This window comes from Shewanella sairae (assembly GCF_023283535.1).
GTDB classification, from domain to species: domain Bacteria; phylum Pseudomonadota; class Gammaproteobacteria; order Enterobacterales; family Shewanellaceae; genus Shewanella; species Shewanella sairae.
Window position 1 is genome coordinate 72,720 of the sequence record NZ_JAKILT010000010.1, and the last position, 16,454, is coordinate 89,173.

The 16,454-nt window shown below is 44.1% G+C and carries 10 protein-coding genes; 3 read left to right on the forward strand and 7 right to left on the reverse strand.

The annotated features are described in order from the left end of the window. Positions 1-14: 14 nt before the first annotated feature. Entirely contained in the window at positions 15-1,571 is a 1,557-nt protein-coding gene (locus L2748_RS06135) for a cytochrome ubiquinol oxidase subunit I (protein WP_220781136.1), read from the reverse strand. Positions 1,572-2,794: 1,223 nt separating this feature from the next. Beyond that, on the reverse strand, positions 2,795-6,676 hold the full coding sequence (gene purL / locus L2748_RS06140; protein ID WP_220781158.1) for a phosphoribosylformylglycinamidine synthase: 3,882 nt from the start codon (positions 6,674-6,676) through the stop codon (positions 2,795-2,797). 306 nt (positions 6,677-6,982) lie between these two features. Between purL and mltF the strand changes: the two genes are divergently transcribed. Beyond that, on the forward strand, positions 6,983-8,422 hold the full coding sequence (gene mltF, locus L2748_RS06145) for a membrane-bound lytic murein transglycosylase MltF (RefSeq protein ID WP_220781137.1): 1,440 nt from the start codon (positions 6,983-6,985) through the stop codon (positions 8,420-8,422). Positions 8,423-8,560: 138 nt separating this feature from the next. Here mltF and L2748_RS24425 read toward each other — a convergent pair whose 3' ends face one another. After that, a complete protein-coding gene (locus L2748_RS24425; protein WP_276516289.1) occupies positions 8,561-8,683 on the reverse strand; it encodes a hypothetical protein in 123 nt (40 codons plus the stop codon). A 148-nt stretch (positions 8,684-8,831) separates the two neighbouring features. Between L2748_RS24425 and L2748_RS06150 the strand changes: the two genes are divergently transcribed. After that, positions 8,832-8,969, forward strand: coding sequence for a hypothetical protein (locus L2748_RS06150; protein WP_220781138.1), 138 nt, complete (start codon positions 8,832-8,834; stop codon positions 8,967-8,969). Positions 8,970-8,985: 16 nt separating this feature from the next. Here L2748_RS06150 and tadA read toward each other — a convergent pair whose 3' ends face one another. The 4 genes from tadA to guaB all read right to left on the reverse strand — a co-directional run bounded on the left by tadA (position 8,986) and on the right by guaB (position 14,947). Then, positions 8,986-9,513, reverse strand: a complete 528-nt coding sequence (gene tadA / locus L2748_RS06155; RefSeq protein WP_220781139.1) for a tRNA adenosine(34) deaminase TadA — start codon at positions 9,511-9,513, stop codon at positions 8,986-8,988. A gap of 155 nt (positions 9,514-9,668) precedes the next feature. Then, positions 9,669-11,600: an acyltransferase family protein gene (locus tag L2748_RS06160; protein WP_220781140.1), complete on the reverse strand. Its 1,932-nt coding sequence runs from the start codon at positions 11,598-11,600 to the stop codon at positions 9,669-9,671. A 174-nt stretch (positions 11,601-11,774) separates the two neighbouring features. Then, positions 11,775-13,352, reverse strand: coding sequence for a glutamine-hydrolyzing GMP synthase (guaA, locus tag L2748_RS06165; protein ID WP_220781141.1), 1,578 nt, complete (start codon positions 13,350-13,352; stop codon positions 11,775-11,777). A 122-nt stretch (positions 13,353-13,474) separates the two neighbouring features. Further along, on the reverse strand, positions 13,475-14,947 hold the full coding sequence (gene guaB / locus L2748_RS06170) for an IMP dehydrogenase (protein ID WP_220781142.1): 1,473 nt from the start codon (positions 14,945-14,947) through the stop codon (positions 13,475-13,477). Positions 14,948-15,066: 119 nt separating this feature from the next. Between guaB and xseA the strand changes: the two genes are divergently transcribed. Continuing rightward, positions 15,067-16,413 (forward strand): exodeoxyribonuclease VII large subunit, encoded by a 1,347-nt coding sequence (xseA, locus tag L2748_RS06175; protein ID WP_220781143.1) that lies wholly within the window; start codon positions 15,067-15,069, stop codon positions 16,411-16,413. The last annotated feature ends 41 nt before the right edge of the window (positions 16,414-16,454 follow it).

The following is a 16,454-nucleotide window of genomic DNA, read 5'->3' on the forward strand; positions in this document are numbered from 1 at the left end:
ATCAGATCTCCAGTTTAGGCATCAAGCTTTTCAAAGTGATAGCGACCCGTCTTTAAACAGCTAGGACCGATACGCGCGAACTTAATCATTAGATAAAGCTCAATCACTAACAAGATGGTATAGAACAACGTGATAGAGATGATACTGAACATTAGGTCGCCTACTGACAAGCTAGACGCTGACATAAATGTTGGTAGCACTTCAGAAATTGTCCAAGGTTGACGACCGTATTCAGCCACAAACCAACCACACTCAATAGCAATCCACGGTAGTGGTAAGCTGTAAAGTGCCGCTTTAAGAACCCATGGTTTCTCTTCGATTTGATGACGTGTGCTCTGCCAGAATGCTGCAGCAAACACAAGTAACATCACCATACCCGCACCAACCATGACACGGAAAGACCAGAACATAGGCGCTACGTTTGGAATAGAATCATCAGCTGCTGCTTTGATTTGCTCATCTGTCGCATCAACCACTTTGTCAGTGTAACGCTTCAGCAGTAGACCATAACCTAGGTCAACTTTCGCTTCTTCAAATGCTGCACGGATTTCAGGCGTTTCTTCACCATTACGTAATTGCTCAAGTAGACCGTAAGCGACCATACCGTTGCGAATACGCACTTCGTGCTCTGCAATCAGATCTTTAATACCGGTAACTTGCTCATCAAGTGAACGAGTTGCAATGATACCCATTGCATAAGGAATCTTAACCGCGAAGTCAGTTTCTTGAGTTTCTTGATTTGGGAAACCCACTGCAGTAAATGCAGCTGGTGCTGGCTCAGTGTGCCATTCAGCTTCAATTGCCGCTAGCTTAACGCGTTGTACTTCACCCACCTTGTAGCCTGACTCGTCACCAAGAACGATTACAGACAAGATAGACGCCATACCGAAACTCGCTGCAATCGCAAATGAACGACGTGCAAACGGTAAGTCACGCTTTTTAAGGATGTAGTAAGCACTGATAGCAAGAACGAACATCGCACCAGCAACATAACCAGACGCAACAGTGTGAACAAACTTCACCTGTGCAACTGGGTTAAATAACACTTCACCCCAGCTAGTCATTTCCATACGCATGGTTTCGTAGTTAAATGTGCTACCTACTGGGTTTTGCATCCAACCGTTCGCAACCAGAATCCAAAGCGCAGACATGTTAGAGCCTAGGGCTACTAACCAAGTTACCGCTAAATGCTGACGTTTGCTGAAACGATCCCAACCAAAGAAGAACATACCCACAAGAGTAGATTCTAGGAAGAATGCCATTAGGCCTTCAATAGCAAGTGGTGCACCAAAGATGTCACCAACGTAATGCGAGTAGTATGACCAGTTAGTTCCGAATTGGAACTCCATTGCCAGACCAGTTGCAACGCCAAGTGCAAAGTTGATACCGAATAACTTACCCCAGAACTTGGTCATATCTTTATAGATTTGCTTATTGGTCATCACATAAAGTGATTCCATAATGGCTAGCAAGAATGCTAACCCCAAGGTCAAGGGAACAAATAGGAAGTGATACATGGCCGTCATCGCAAATTGGAAACGCGACAGGTCAACAACCTCTTCTAAAATCATTTGTGACTCCTTAGGTGGTACGTCAAATCACTTTCGTTAGATCCCCATCAACGAAAATGATTGCCTATATAGGAATATTAATGCAGTAAATAATGTCGAATATTTTTAACAAATAGTCGGCTAAACCGCGCTGTTTTGTTTAGTTCATAAATTTTGTTATTAAAAGCTTAAAAAACTGCTAGAGAAACACTCACGATCACACTTCACTAAGCTTTTGAGACATTTACCACGAAAATGCAGTTAGAAATTAAACAATTTAGTTAATATCAGCAACTTGCAATACGAAGTAAGCTTATCCTCAGGGTTTTTATAACATCCGAAATTGATTCAAATCAATCAATGCATTTGGTTTCAATGGGTTTTGGGGGGCAGCACACAGTTCCAATCTGTGGGTGATTGACAGCATAAAACAACCGTGTTAGGGGTGCGCATTTTTTAAACAGGAATACTTTTATTAACAATTACACCATAAATTGACACTGTAGCGACCGCAATACTATTTTTTAACAATTGAAGGGTTAGCTGTTGTATTGCAAAAACATGAGATCGAAATCACAAAAAATATATTAACAATTAAAATACAGTAACTTAAAAACACATTAAAAAACAAAAACGAAAATAAAATAAGAAAAATCATTAGAAATACTAATGGCAAAATACAATTTTTCTAGTTTGATGATTCCCCTTAACTAGCCTAGAATAGCCACCAAGTTGAGGAGACAGTCTTACTAACCCGGTGACGTAGCCCGGAAAGACTCACTCCGCTTAAATCATCAATCTATGTGGAGAAACCATCATGACAAAATTATTCGAGCGTCTAGTTGTTAGCTATCAGCGTGTTTTCGTTGAACTTTATACTTCTAGAGAGCTATAAGCACGATTTTCTAATGCAAGATTATTCTTGAAGTTTTGTTAGCGCAAAGCGGCCCTCCTTAGTAATAAGGGGGGCTTTTTTATGGCTGAAGGATTATTGATACGCTGTTCTGTAACCTAAACACTGTTTGTAAAGAGTATGGATAACTATAGCTTATCGATAAACTTACTCTCACTGCCGTAAAACAATTTAATTAGCATTACGTTCAGCTGCAGTCTTCCTCTAATCTATTGTTTAGAGAAGCTTCTTTAGTATGTTAAACCACCATCAAATATTTCATGCAAAAAAAAGCCCCTATATTTAGGGGCTTTTTATTAGCAAGCGATTGTTTACATCAGCAAACAGTATATTAGCCGACTGACTTTCTCACATTGCGGAACATTCTCATCCAAGGGCTATCTTCACCCCAAGATTCTGGGTGCCATGAGTTAGCAACCGTTCTAAATACACGTTCAGGATGCGGCATCATGATCGTCACGCGACCGTCAGTTGAGCTCAATGCGGTAATCGCATTTGGCGAGCCATTCGGGTTTTGCGGATACTGAGTAGCAATTTGACCATTACCGTCAACATAACGCAGTGCAATGGTACCTGACGCTTCAGCAGCGGCTAACGCTTCAGGCGATGCAAACTCAGCACGTCCTTCACCGTGTGATACGGCAATCGGCATACGTGAACCTTCCATGCCTTGGAAGAACAATGACGGACTCTTCTGCACTTCAACCAAACTGAAACGCGCTTCAAAACGCTCAGAGCGGTTACGTACGAAGTGTGGCCATAGCTCGGTGCCAGGAATAATGTCTTTAAGGTTAGACAACATCTGACAACCATTACACACACCAAGCGAGAAGCTATCGTTACGTTCAAAGAATTGGCTAAACTGCTCACGAGCACGCTCGTTAAACAAAATTGATTTAGCCCAACCTTCACCCGCGCCTAGGACGTCACCGTAAGAGAAACCACCACACGCCACTAAACCTTGGAACTGCTCAAGACTAATACGGCCGCTTAGGATGTCACTCATGTGTACGTCCATCGCTTCGAAACCGGCGCGGTCAAATGCAGCCGCCATTTCAATATGCGAGTTAACGCCTTGCTCACGTAAGATAGCCATCTTAGGTGCAGCGCCTTTTAAGATAAATGGCGCTGCAACGTCTTCACTCGGATCAAAACTTAAATCAACGGTTAGACCTAAGTCCTTGGTGTCTTGCTTAAGCTCAAACTCTTCTTTAGCACATTCAGGGTTGTCACGTAACGCCTGCATGCGATATGTGGTTTCAGCCCAAATAGTACGTAGTGAAGTACGCGTTTCAGTGAGTACTTCACGGGCGCTATCAAAGATAGCAATGCTGTCAGTGTCAGTCAGTTCAGCAACTTTGTGGCAAGGCACGCCTGCTGCGGCAAACTTTTCAGTGATAATCGCGGCGTCTTGACGACGAACCTGAATCACCGCGCCTAGCTCTTCGTTAAACAAGCGTTCAACGTCAGTACCAGTCAGTGCACTTAAATCAACATTTAGACCTGTGTGACCGGCAAACGCCATTTCAACCAATGTGGTATATAGACCGCCATCGCTTCTATCGTGATACGCAATAATCGACTTATCAGCAATCATTGGCTGAATGGTTTCGAAGAAGCCTTTCAGGGTTGCTGAGTTATCAAGATCTGGGGCGATATCACCTAGCTCGCTGTAAACCTGCGCTAAACAAGAACCACCTAAGCGGTTCTGGCCAAGACCAAGGTCAAGCAGTAACAAGTCTGTGTCACCTTTATCGGTGCGCAGCTCTGGGGTTACTGTATTGCGAACATCTTGCACCACACCAAATGCAGTGATAACTAATGACATAGGCGAGGTCACAGCCTTTTGAACGCCGTTTTCTTCCCAAGCCGTTTTCATCGACATTGAGTCTTTACCTACTGGGATTGTCAGCGACAAATCAGGGCATAACTCTTCACCGATGGCTTTAACTGCTTGGTAAAGACCCGCGTCTTCACCTGGGTGACCCGCTGGCGACATCCAGTTCGCAGATAGCTTAACGCGCTTGAACGAGCCGATATCGGTACCCGCAATGTTCATAATGGATTCAGCTACCGCCATACGCGCCGATGCGCCAAAGTCTAGTAATGCAAGCGGTGTACGCTCGCCAATAGACATGGCTTCACCCGTGTATGAGTCGTAGCTTGATGCGGTAACCGCGCAATCGGCTACCGGTACCTGCCATGGGCCCACCATTTGGTCACGGTTAACTAAGCCTGTTACTGTTCTGTCACCAATGGTGATAAGGAAGGTTTTCTCGGCAATCGTTGGCAAACGCAGTAAACGGTGCGCCGCTTCTTTCACTTCAATACCTGATTGGTCAAGTGCTGCAGAGTTAGCTTTTGCGCTCACCACATCGCGGCTCATCTTAGGCGCTTTGCCTAATAGCACTTCAAGTGGCAAATCGATTGGATGGTTTTCAAAGTGCTCATCACTTAGAACAAGCTCTTTTTCTGCTGTAGCCACACCCACAACCGCAAACGGCGCGCGCTCACGCTGACAAATTTGAGTAAATAGCTCGATGTTCTCTGGTGCAATTGACATCACATAACGCTCTTGTGACTCGTTACACCAAATCTCTAATGGGCTCATACCTGGCTCATCAGATGGTACTTTACGTAGCTCAAACTTACCGCCACGCTCACCGTCATTCACAAGCTCAGGGAAAGCGTTTGATAATCCGCCTGCGCCCACATCGTGAATAAACTGGATTGGGTTGTCATCACCCATCTGCCAGCAGCGGTCGATAACCTCTTGGCAACGACGCTCCATTTCTGGGTTCTCACGCTGCACAGAAGCAAAGTCCAAATCTTCACTCGACTGACCCGATGTCATTGATGACGCCGCGCCGCCGCCCAAACCGATATTCATCGCTGGGCCGCCAAGTACCACTAGCTTAGCGCCAACGGTGATCTCGCCTTTTTGTACATGCTCTTCGCGGATATTACCTAAACCACCAGCAAGCATGATTGGCTTATGGTAACCGCGCACTTCAACACCGTTATGGCTGTTAACTTCTTGCTCGTAAGTACGGAAGTAACCCACCAACGCCGGACGACCAAACTCGTTATTAAATGCCGCGCCGCCTAATGGGCCTTCGGTCATAATATCAAGCGCTGTAACAATGCGATCTGGCTTACCGTAATCCGCTTCCCATGGCTGCACAAAGCCCGGGATCTTAAGGTTTGATACGCTAAAGCCTGTAAGGCCCGCTTTTGGCTTAGAGCCACGACCAGTTGCGCCTTCGTCACGAATTTCACCACCGCTGCCTGTCGCTGCACCTGGGTACGGGCTAATAGCAGTTGGGTGGTTGTGAGTTTCAACCTTCATTAAGATATGCATTGGCTCAGTGTGGTAGCCGTATACACCATCTTGTTTCGGGAAGAAGCGACCTGCTGTAGAGCCTGTCATCACCGCAGCGTTATCTTTATAGGCAGATAGCACGTTATCAGGTGTCTTCTCGAAGGTATTTTTGATCATCTTGAACAATGATTTTGGCTGAACTTCACCATCGATTGTCCAATCTGCATTAAAGATTTTATGACGACAATGCTCTGAGTTTGCCTGAGCAAACATCATTAGCTCGATGTCATTAGGGTTACGACCTAATCGAGTAAAGTTCTCAACTAGGTAGTCTATTTCGTCTTCAGCAAGCGCTAAACCAAGCTTAATGTTAGCTTGCTCTAGTGCCACTCGGCCTTGGGTAAGCACATCAACGCTAGTGAACTTTGTCGGCTCTGTGCGCGCAAACAATACGCTTGCTTCATCAAAGCTTGTTAAAATCACTTCAACCATACGGTCATGCAGTAATGCCGTTAATGCTTTAGTTTGTTCGCCGCTTAGTTCATCGCTCTCAACATAATAGGCAATACCACGCTCTAGGCGCTTTACCTTATTCAGACCACAATTGTGGGCAATGTCTGTTGCTTTTGATGACCAAGGAGAAATGGTGCCGGGACGGGGTGTAACGAAGTGGAGATGACCTTCTGGCGTGTGCGCTTCAATAGCGGGGCCGTAGGTTAGGATTTTTTCAAGCTGTTGACTTTCTTCTTCATTTAACGATTCATTTAAATCAGCTAAATGGACAAACTCAGCATAGATTTGGCGCACTGGCAGTGCTGCCGATTCACAAGCTTGCATCAGCTTCTGGACTCTAAACGCCGAAAGTGCAGGGGCTCCGCGGATGATCTCCATCACGTCTTTTCACCTTATATATTATAATTGCAGGGTCAGATCTGGGCGCTATTATAGGGAAATGTTTGTCACAAATCATCAGTAGTCGCTATAGAAAACAGTGTTTCCTGTACAGGAAAAAGACCCGAGCTATTTATTCAAATTGAAGGGGCTGTTCCTCTGCAAATATTGAAATTGAGTTCATACTCAAACTAAGGCTCACCGACTCACTTGCCATTTTTTTACGCCAACCAAGATTGTGGTATAATCAGCGGCTATTTCTTCTATTCTTAATAATTTAAGTTAAGCGCTAACAAAAAATAATCCATGAAAAAACTCTTACTGACTCTATGTTGTATCACTTTACTGGCCGCTTGCCAGAAAGTTGTCGTGGAGCCAGAACAGCCAGCTTACATTGCTGAGCCAACTGAATTAGTTGTTGGTACCTTATATGGTCCACAGATCTTCTTTACCTCAGGGCAAGGAGATTCGGGTTACGACTATGAAATGGCACAGCGCTTTGCCAAATACCTTGATCTTGATTTGCAGATGAAGCCGTTTGCCAATATTGGTGAGCTTTATGCAGCCTTGAAAAAAGGCGAGATTGATATTATTGCTGCAGGCTTAGGTGATACCCCTGCCAGACGAGAGCAATTTAGAGTGGGTCCACCACTTTACCGAGTCAATCAAGTATTGGTGTATCGCCAAGGCACCCCTATCCCGAAAAACATCAATAACCTTGATGGCGAGATCACAGTTATTACCGATTCAGCATTTGTTGATACGTTAACCGAATTGCAAAAGTCCAACCCAGATTTAGTGTGGAATCAGGAAAAAGACAAAGATGCTGAAGAACTCCTTGCCATGATTGCTACCGGTGATATTCCATATACTATTGCCGACTCTACCAGCTTAGACATTAATCGCCGCTTTATGCCTGAACTACGTGAAGGCATAGTACTAAGAGAAAAACAGCCTGTTGTATGGTTATTGCCAGCCAATAATAGTGACAAGCTGATGAGCCAATTATTGGCTTTTTGGCATACAGAAAAACGCAGTGGTACTCTGGCTCACCTTAATGAAAAGTATTTTGCCCATGTAAAGCGCTTTGATTATGTTGATACTCGCGCCTTTATTCGTGCTATCGATAATAAACTACCAAAGTATCAAGCGACCTTTGAAAAATACGCCGGAGATATCGACTGGCGCAAACTCGCGGCAACGGCATATCAAGAATCTCATTGGAATCCCAATGCACGCTCGCCTACTGGTGTACGCGGCTTAATGATGCTGACCTTGCCTACCGCTAAGCAGATGGGGATTAAAAACCGACTCGACCCATACCAAAGCATTCAAGGCGGCGCAAAATACTTAAACAGTATGCTTGAGCGTTTGCCTGAGTCGATCCCTGCCAGCCAACGCATGTGGTTTGCCCTCGCCTCTTATAATATAGGCTTAGGTCATGTGGAAGATGCCCGCAAACTGGCACAAGCTCAAGGTTTAAACCCGAGTGCATGGCGCGATGTAAAATCAGTATTACCGCTGCTACAAAAGCGCAAATATTACAAAAAGACACGTTACGGTTATGCCCGTGGCAATGAAGCGGTGCATTATGTCGATAGTATTCGCCGTTATTACGACACGCTTGTGTGGATCGACAATCAAAATAAATTGATTGAGCTTGAGAAAGCGCCATTTCAAACCGCAGAAAATACCGAAGCAGAATCAATACAACCTGCAGACCTTACTCAGCCACAACAGCCCTGAGCTAATAAACAGCCCTGAGCGAATAAACAACCTTGAGCCCGTTAACAACCCTGAGCTAATAAACAGCTTTGAGATCATAAACAGCTTGAGCCTATGATTAGCCGCGAGTAGCTAAACAGCCATTAGCATAGATAATGGCTATGCCTCACAAAGTAACTCACTGCGACTAATACCGTAATGAAAGCCTAGCATTGTTAGGCTTTCATTATCCGCGACTTTCCACGAGGTTACACCAATCAGTAAAATATTCGGTAATTTCATCAAAGATTAATAACACTCACGTAGACTTTCCTCATCTAACTTGATACATAGAAGTTGATAAATAACTAAAAATATCGAATAGAACAAAATAAAGCGCACTCTGACATGAGTGTTAAGACGGATACAGCGTCAAATAAGTGAGGTCAATATGAGAAAAAAAGCGATTAATAATGTTGCGGCACGTCGTCGTAGCCAATTGAAAACCCGCCATCAAAAAGTACTCAGTCGTCAAAAGCAGTTCTTCGTTTTTATTAAGCCAGCTGAAGATGCTTTCTTTAATCCATAACTATTAGCAGAGAAACCTATTTAGCAGCATTCCCCTCTTCTTCTAACGCTTGTTGCTTTGCTAACGCTTTTGCTGCCTTTATCTCTTTTCTGCGGCGTCTAAAAAAGGCACTTAGCTGCTCAGCGCATTCTTGCTCTAACACGCCAGAGCTGACTTCAACTAAATGGTTAAAGGCACTGTGGCGTACAATATCGATTACGGTTCCAGCTGCGCCGGTTTTCAGATCTTTTGCGCCAAACACTAAGCGGTTAACCCGTGAATGCACAATCGCTCCGGCACACATAGCGCAAGGCTCAAGCGTCACATATAAAGTCGTATCGAGCAGGCGGTAGTTTTGCATTATCTTTCCAGCTTGACGTAAACACTGCATTTCAGCGTGGGCACTTGGGTCATGCAAACCTATACTGAAATTAAAACCAGCACTAACCACTTCACCGTCTTTCACCAGCACGGCGCCAACAGGTACTTCGCCCCTTGCTTCAGCCTTTGTCGCCATCTCCATTGCCATTTTCATGAAATGGATATCCTGTTGCTCTTGTGACAATTTACGCCTCTAACTTTTAATCAAATAACCAATAATATTATTAACCAAACTATTGGCACTCAGAGCACTCAGCTTGGATTAATTAGGCTGCTATTATAACAAGCTTTAATCACTAGCGAGTCACCTATTGCTGAAATTGATCATGCCTATACATATTAAATATTCCCTAACCACTTTACTTCATCCACTCGTGTGCCAAAAAAACTCGCCCCAGCCACCGTATGGTGACCATAATCATAAAAGTATTTCTGATAATCATCATCTATGGCGTAGCACACCTGCTCTTGCTGATTGCAAACATAGTCCATTCTATCAAGCAGCATGACACCAGCATGTTTTTCAGCAACCCTAGCTAAGGTACTATTGGCTTTTTGGGTAAAAAGCTTGAATTCGCGATGCGAGAATTGTTCGAAATGCTTTTGGTTAATTTTAGTTATCTCAACACTCGAAATATTGTTTGCTCCCCGCTCTTGGGCTAACAGATGAAAAAGAAAGTCGGCATAAGTTCGTTGACCAAACTCTTCAAACTCATAAATGTTCTTAACCAGTATCGGTCTTTTATTGTCAGCTAATAAACGTGATACCAATGCTTCAATTTTCAGTAAATCCTGTGGCTTATATTGCGACGCAAGCATAATCGCATCGGCTAATTTGTAGTTTGGTGAGCTAAAGAAAGTCTCATCGATTTGTCCTATTTCACTGCCAAAACGGGCTAATTGAAATTGAGCTAATGTTGCTTTGCTGCTTGAGAGGACATTGAATAGGTCTTTGGAATGAGAGTTACCGACTATTAACAAGCGCCCTCTATTATCAGCGGTATCAAACCACTGGGTTCGGTCAAATTGGTTCTGGTCGACACCGTAATTTTGATCGCCACTTAAGCTACGCAAGTGTCGCCAGCTATCAGCGCCAAGCTCCCGATTATCCGGCTGATAAGATTTCACCATCAGCTCCAAATAAGCATCGTTTGATTTATAAAGCTGCTGAGTATCAACCCAAAGCCCACCTGCAATAAATAGCGCCGTGAATAATCCACCACCAGTAAAAATAAATTGCCTACTGTAAGCTTGTCTATTTCTAAAAGGCATTTCCACAAAGCGCCAACTAAGGTAAGACAGCAGCGCAATGCCCGCACACAGCAATAGCATTAGCAACAAAGATGGCTCTGTAAAGCTGCGGTACTTCACAAAGGCAAACACGGGCTGATGCCATAAATACGCGCTATAACTGATTAAGCCTACCCCAACAAACAACTTATAACTAAGCAGCTTATGTACCCAGGTACCCTGCTGGGCAAACAATATAATCAATACGGTTCCAGTTGTGGGCAGCAAGGCATAAACACTGGGAAAAGGGATTGCGGCATCGAAAATAAAGATAGAAATTAAAATCAGCAACAAACCTAGAACGCTGCAAGCATTCTTTCGCTTTAATGACATCCAATTAGGTGTATTTTTACTGAGAAAAAACGCTGCAAACACACCAATGAGTAGCTCCCAGCCTCGGGTCGGTAACAGATAAAAATTGGCAGTCGGAGCATTAAAAGCCGCCCATTGAGCTAAAGATAAACTCAGCAGGAAAATAACCGCTAAGGTGATTAAAATAATTCGTTTCCCCCTGCCCCACAGCAGCATCAATAACAAAGGGAAAAAGATATAGTACTGCTCTTCAACCGCTAAACTCCATGTGTGTAAAAGTGGCTTGAGTTCTGCTGCAGTATCAAAATAATCACTTTCTAGCCAGAATAGAATATTGGATGAAAAGGTCGCAACGGCGACGATACTTTGAAAGAAATCTTGCAGATCCAGTGGCATTAACCATAACCATGCAAAAGGGATACAAGCAACCACCACAAAGAAAAGTACTGGTAAGATCCGTCTGGCACGACGTTCATAAAAATTAAGAATGCTAAATTTGTCTTGTTCAAGCTCACCAAGAATAATACTAGTGATTAAATAGCCGCTTATCACGAAAAAAACATCCACCCCAACAAAGCCACCGCTAAACAAGCTAAAACCAGCATGAAACAAGATCACCGGGATCACCGCTAACGCTCTTAATCCATCTATTTCAGCTCTGTACTGCATAGGTAAACTCCCTGTAAACAATAGAATCCCTTTGATTATTTATAGTTGAATAAACATGCCCCTACTAATTTAGGCCCATAAAAAAACGCGTTCATATGGCTATGAACGCGTTTTTATTATCGATATCATTCAGACCTATGTAGGTCTCAACGTTAATGGGTTAGGCGTGAGCCATTATTCCCACTCAATCGTTGCTGGTGGTTTACCTGAAATGTCGTAAACAACACGTGAAATACCATCAACTTCGTTAATAATACGGTTAGATACACGACCTAGGAAATCATAAGGTAAGTGTGCCCAATGCGCTGTCATAAAGTCGATAGTTTCAACTGCACGTAGTGAAACAACCCAGTCGTACTTACGACCGTCGCCCATTACACCTACAGAACGAACAGGTAAGAATACAGTAAATGCTTGGCTTACTTTATTATAAAGATCAGCTTTGTGTAGCTCTTCGATGAAAATCGCGTCAGCTAGACGTAGCAAGTCACAGTATTCTTTCTTTACTTCGCCAAGAACACGTACGCCAAGACCTGGTCCTGGGAACGGGTGACGATAAAGCATGTCGTATGGAAGACCTAGCTCTAGACCAATCTTACGCACTTCATCTTTAAACAGTTCACGTAATGGCTCAACCAGGCCCATTGCCATATCATCTGGCAAACCGCCAACGTTATGGTGTGACTTAATGCAGTGTGCCTTACCTGTTGCGCTACCAGCAGACTCGATAACGTCTGGGTAGATAGTGCCTTGAGCAAGCCATTTAGCGTTAACGCATTTCTTTGATTCTTCATCGAAGATCTCAACGAATACACGGCCAATGATCTTACGCTTAGCTTCAGGTTCAGCTTCGCCAGCCATTGCATCTAGGAAACGGTTTTCAGCATCAACATGGACGATGTTCAGACCGAAGTGGTCACCAAACATATCCATAACTTGCTGCGCTTCGTTTAGACGTAGTAGACCGTTATCAACAAATACACATGTTAGCTTGTCACCAATTGCGCGGTGTAAAAGCATAGCAACTACTGATGAATCAACACCACCAGATAGACCTAAGATAACTTCGTCATCACCGATCTGCTCTTTTAAGCGCTCTACCGCATCTTCAATAATTGAAGCAGGTTTCCAGTTTGCTGGACAAGCACAGATCTCAAGGGCGAAATGCTCAAGCATACGCTTACCTTGACGAGTGTGAGTCACTTCAGGGTGGAACTGCACGCCGTAGAACTGCTTGTCTTCATTTGCCATAGCTGCAAATGGGCAAGTTTCAGTCTTAGCAACTGCAACGAAACCTTCTGGGATTTCAGATACTTTGTCACCGTGGCTCATCCATACGTCAAGTAGTGGCTTGCCAGTTTCGCTAACTGCATCTTCAATCGCTTTAAATAGCGCTGATTCAGCTTGTAGTTCTACTTGCGCATAACCAAACTCGCCTTCACCCACACCTTGAATAACTTTACCACCAAGCTGCTCAGACATGGTTTGCATGCCGTAACAAATACCTAGTACAGGTACGCCAGCGTTAAACACATATTCAGGTGCACGTGGTGAGTTCTCAGCGGTAACACTTTCAGGGCCACCGGCTAAGATAATGCCGTTTGGAGCGAATTCACGAATTTGCTCTTCAGAAACATCCCAAGCCCAAAGTTCACAATACACACCGATTTCACGAATGCGACGGGCGATCAGTTGAGTGTATTGCGATCCAAAATCTAAAATGAGGATCTTATGCTCATGAATGTTGCTCATGGGGTACCTTATCTCTATATTCAACATTGTTAACTAACCAAACAGCAACACTCTTTGAGTTGTCTATTTGGCTTAATTTAAAGGCGACTCTATATGTCGCCTTTAATATCTAAAACACTAAATTAAGAACGAGTGCTATAGTTCGGTGCTTCTTTGCTAATTGTCACGTCGTGAACATGAGACTCGCCCATTCCCGCTGCAGTGATTTTCACAAATTCAGCTTTCTCATTTAGCTCTTTAATCGTTGCACAACCTGTTAGGCCCATGCATGAACGTAGGCCGCCCATGTGCTGGTGAATGATCTCTTTTAACTTACCTTTGTAAGCTACGCGACCTTCAATACCTTCTGGTACTAGCTTGTCTGCTGCGTTATCGCTTTGGAAATAACGGTCAGACGAACCTTGAGTTTGGGTCATGGCGCCTAGTGAGCCCATACCACGGTATGACTTATAAGCACGGCCGTTATAAAGTTCAGTTTCACCTGGCGCTTCATCAGTACCAGCGAACATAGAACCCGCCATGATGCACGATGCGCCAGCAGCTAATGCTTTAGCAAGGTCACCAGAGAAACGAATACCACCGTCAGCAATAACAGGAATGTCTAAGTGCTTAACCGCTGCAGCCGCATCAGATACAGCTGTAATTTGCGGTACACCAACACCAGTAACAATACGTGTAGTACAGATAGAGCCAGGACCAATACCGACTTTAACTGCGTTAACGCCCGCTTCAACAAGTGCTAACGCACCTTCTGCTGTTGCTACGTTACCGCCAACGATTTGTAAGTCAGGGTATTTAGCGCGAGTATCACGAATGCGCTGTAACACGCCTTCTGAATGTCCATGTGAAGAGTCGATAAGCAAGATATCAACGCCAGCTAATACTAGGGCATCAACACGTTCTTCGTTACCAGGACCAGCGCCAACAGCTGCACCAACACGTAAACGACCTAACTCGTCTTTACATGCATTTGGCTTACGCTCTGCTTTTTGGAAATCTTTAACAGTGATAAGACCTTTAAGCTTGAAGTTGTCATCAACAACTAATACTTTCTCAACGCGGTGAGAATGCATAAGCTTTTGAACTTCATCTAACTTAGTGCCTTCAGGAACGGTTACTAGACGCTCTTTAGGGGTCATCACTTTATCGACAGTACGAGACCAATCAGTGATAAAACGTACGTCTCGACCAGTAATAATACCAACAAGCTCATTTGCATCGTTTACAACAGGGTAACCTGCGAAACCGTTTCTTTCGGTCAATGCCTTAAGATCTGCTAATGTGGTTGATGGTGTCACTGTTACTGGCTGCTGAACGATACCCGCTTCGTAAATCTTTACTTTGCGAACTTCTTCAGCTTGCTGCTCAATCGTCATGTTTTTATGGATAAAACCAAGGCCACCTTCTTGCGCGATAGCAATAGCTAAACGAGCTTCGGTAACGGTATCCATAGCAGCAGACACGATTGGAGTGTTCAACTCAATCTTATTCGTCAGGCGTGTTTTTAAAACAGCTGTATTTGGGAGGACGGTAGAGTGCGCTGGAACCAGCAACACATCATCAAAAGTAAGCGCTTCTTTTTTCAATCTTAACATGCAACATCTCCCCAAGAGAGTAGGAATTAGAGGTGAAATATTGCGGCGAGATTATACCTTGCATATATGGGTTGGTAAATGGAAAATAGACATTAAATCGCATTTGTGTGTAAAAAATTATGAAAACCCCAAAAAATGATGTTTATACCGTCTCTCGCCTTAATGGCGAAGTAAGACAACTTTTAGAGGGTCAGCTTGGCCGAATTTGGCTTAATGCTGAAATTTCAAACTTTGCGGCGCCGGGCTCTGGTCATTGGTATTTAACGCTTAAAGACAATTTCTCACAAATACGCTGCGCTATGTTTAAAGGCCGCAATCAGGCGGTGACCTTTCGCCCTGCCAACGGTCAACAAGTATTAGTTAAAGGTAATATCAGCGTTTATGAACCTCGCGGTGATTACCAATTAATTATTGAATCTATGCTCCCCGCAGGTGACGGTTTACTCGCGCAGCAATATGAAGCGTTAAAGATGAAGCTGGCGGCAGAAGGTTTATTTGCCACTGACACCAAACGCCCGCTTCCCGCTAACATTCAAAAAATTGGCGTAGTGACATCGCCGACTGGCGCTGCTATTCGCGATATTTTGCATGTGCTTGCTCGCCGAGATTCATCGATTGAAGTCATCATCTACCCTACCCCGGTGCAAGGCACTGACGCAGCAAAAAGTATTTGTGATGCCATTCATCTAGCGAACTCACGAGCCGAAGTTGACGTATTGCTGGTGACTCGTGGTGGCGGTTCTCTCGAAGATTTATGGAGCTTTAACGACGAGGGGTTAGCCCACACTATTTATAACAGTGGTATTCCTGTTGTATCTGCCGTTGGTCATGAAGTGGATATGACCATCAGTGATTATGTCGCTGACCTGCGCGCGCCAACGCCATCAGCAGGTGCAGAGCTGTTATCAAAAGATGCTGACAATAAAGCGCAAAAATTGTTGGCTCAGCTTTCTCGTCTCAAACAGGCTTGGCAACATTATCAATTAAAGAAACAAAGCCAAGTGCAAACTGTTGAGCATCGCCTACAAAAGCAAGATCCACAGCGTCGCCTGCAGATGTATGAGCAAACCTTTGATGAAATGCAGCTACGTTTACAACAAGCCATGCAAACTAAGTTACATGCACATACTTTAAAGCAGCAAAATTTAAGTAACCGTCTAGCTAATCAATCACCGCAGCATCGCCTTACTCTTGAAACGCAGCGGTTGAGCTATTTAAGCGCAAAGCTCAATGATGCCATGGATGATAAATTAAAGATGAGTGAGCAGCGCCTTGCTCACCGCGCACAACAATTAGAAACCGTTAGCCCGTTGGCTACCCTAAGCCGTGGTTACAGCATAACTCTTACGGGTGAAGGTAAAGTCGTACAAGAAGCTTCGGATACGAATATTGGCGATACATTAACAACACGCCTGCGTGATGGCAATGTGACTTCTACTGTGATTGAAGTGAGTAAATACTCTTAGCTTAAAACTATATCTTTAGACTAAGGGTAAGTGTGTCAGCT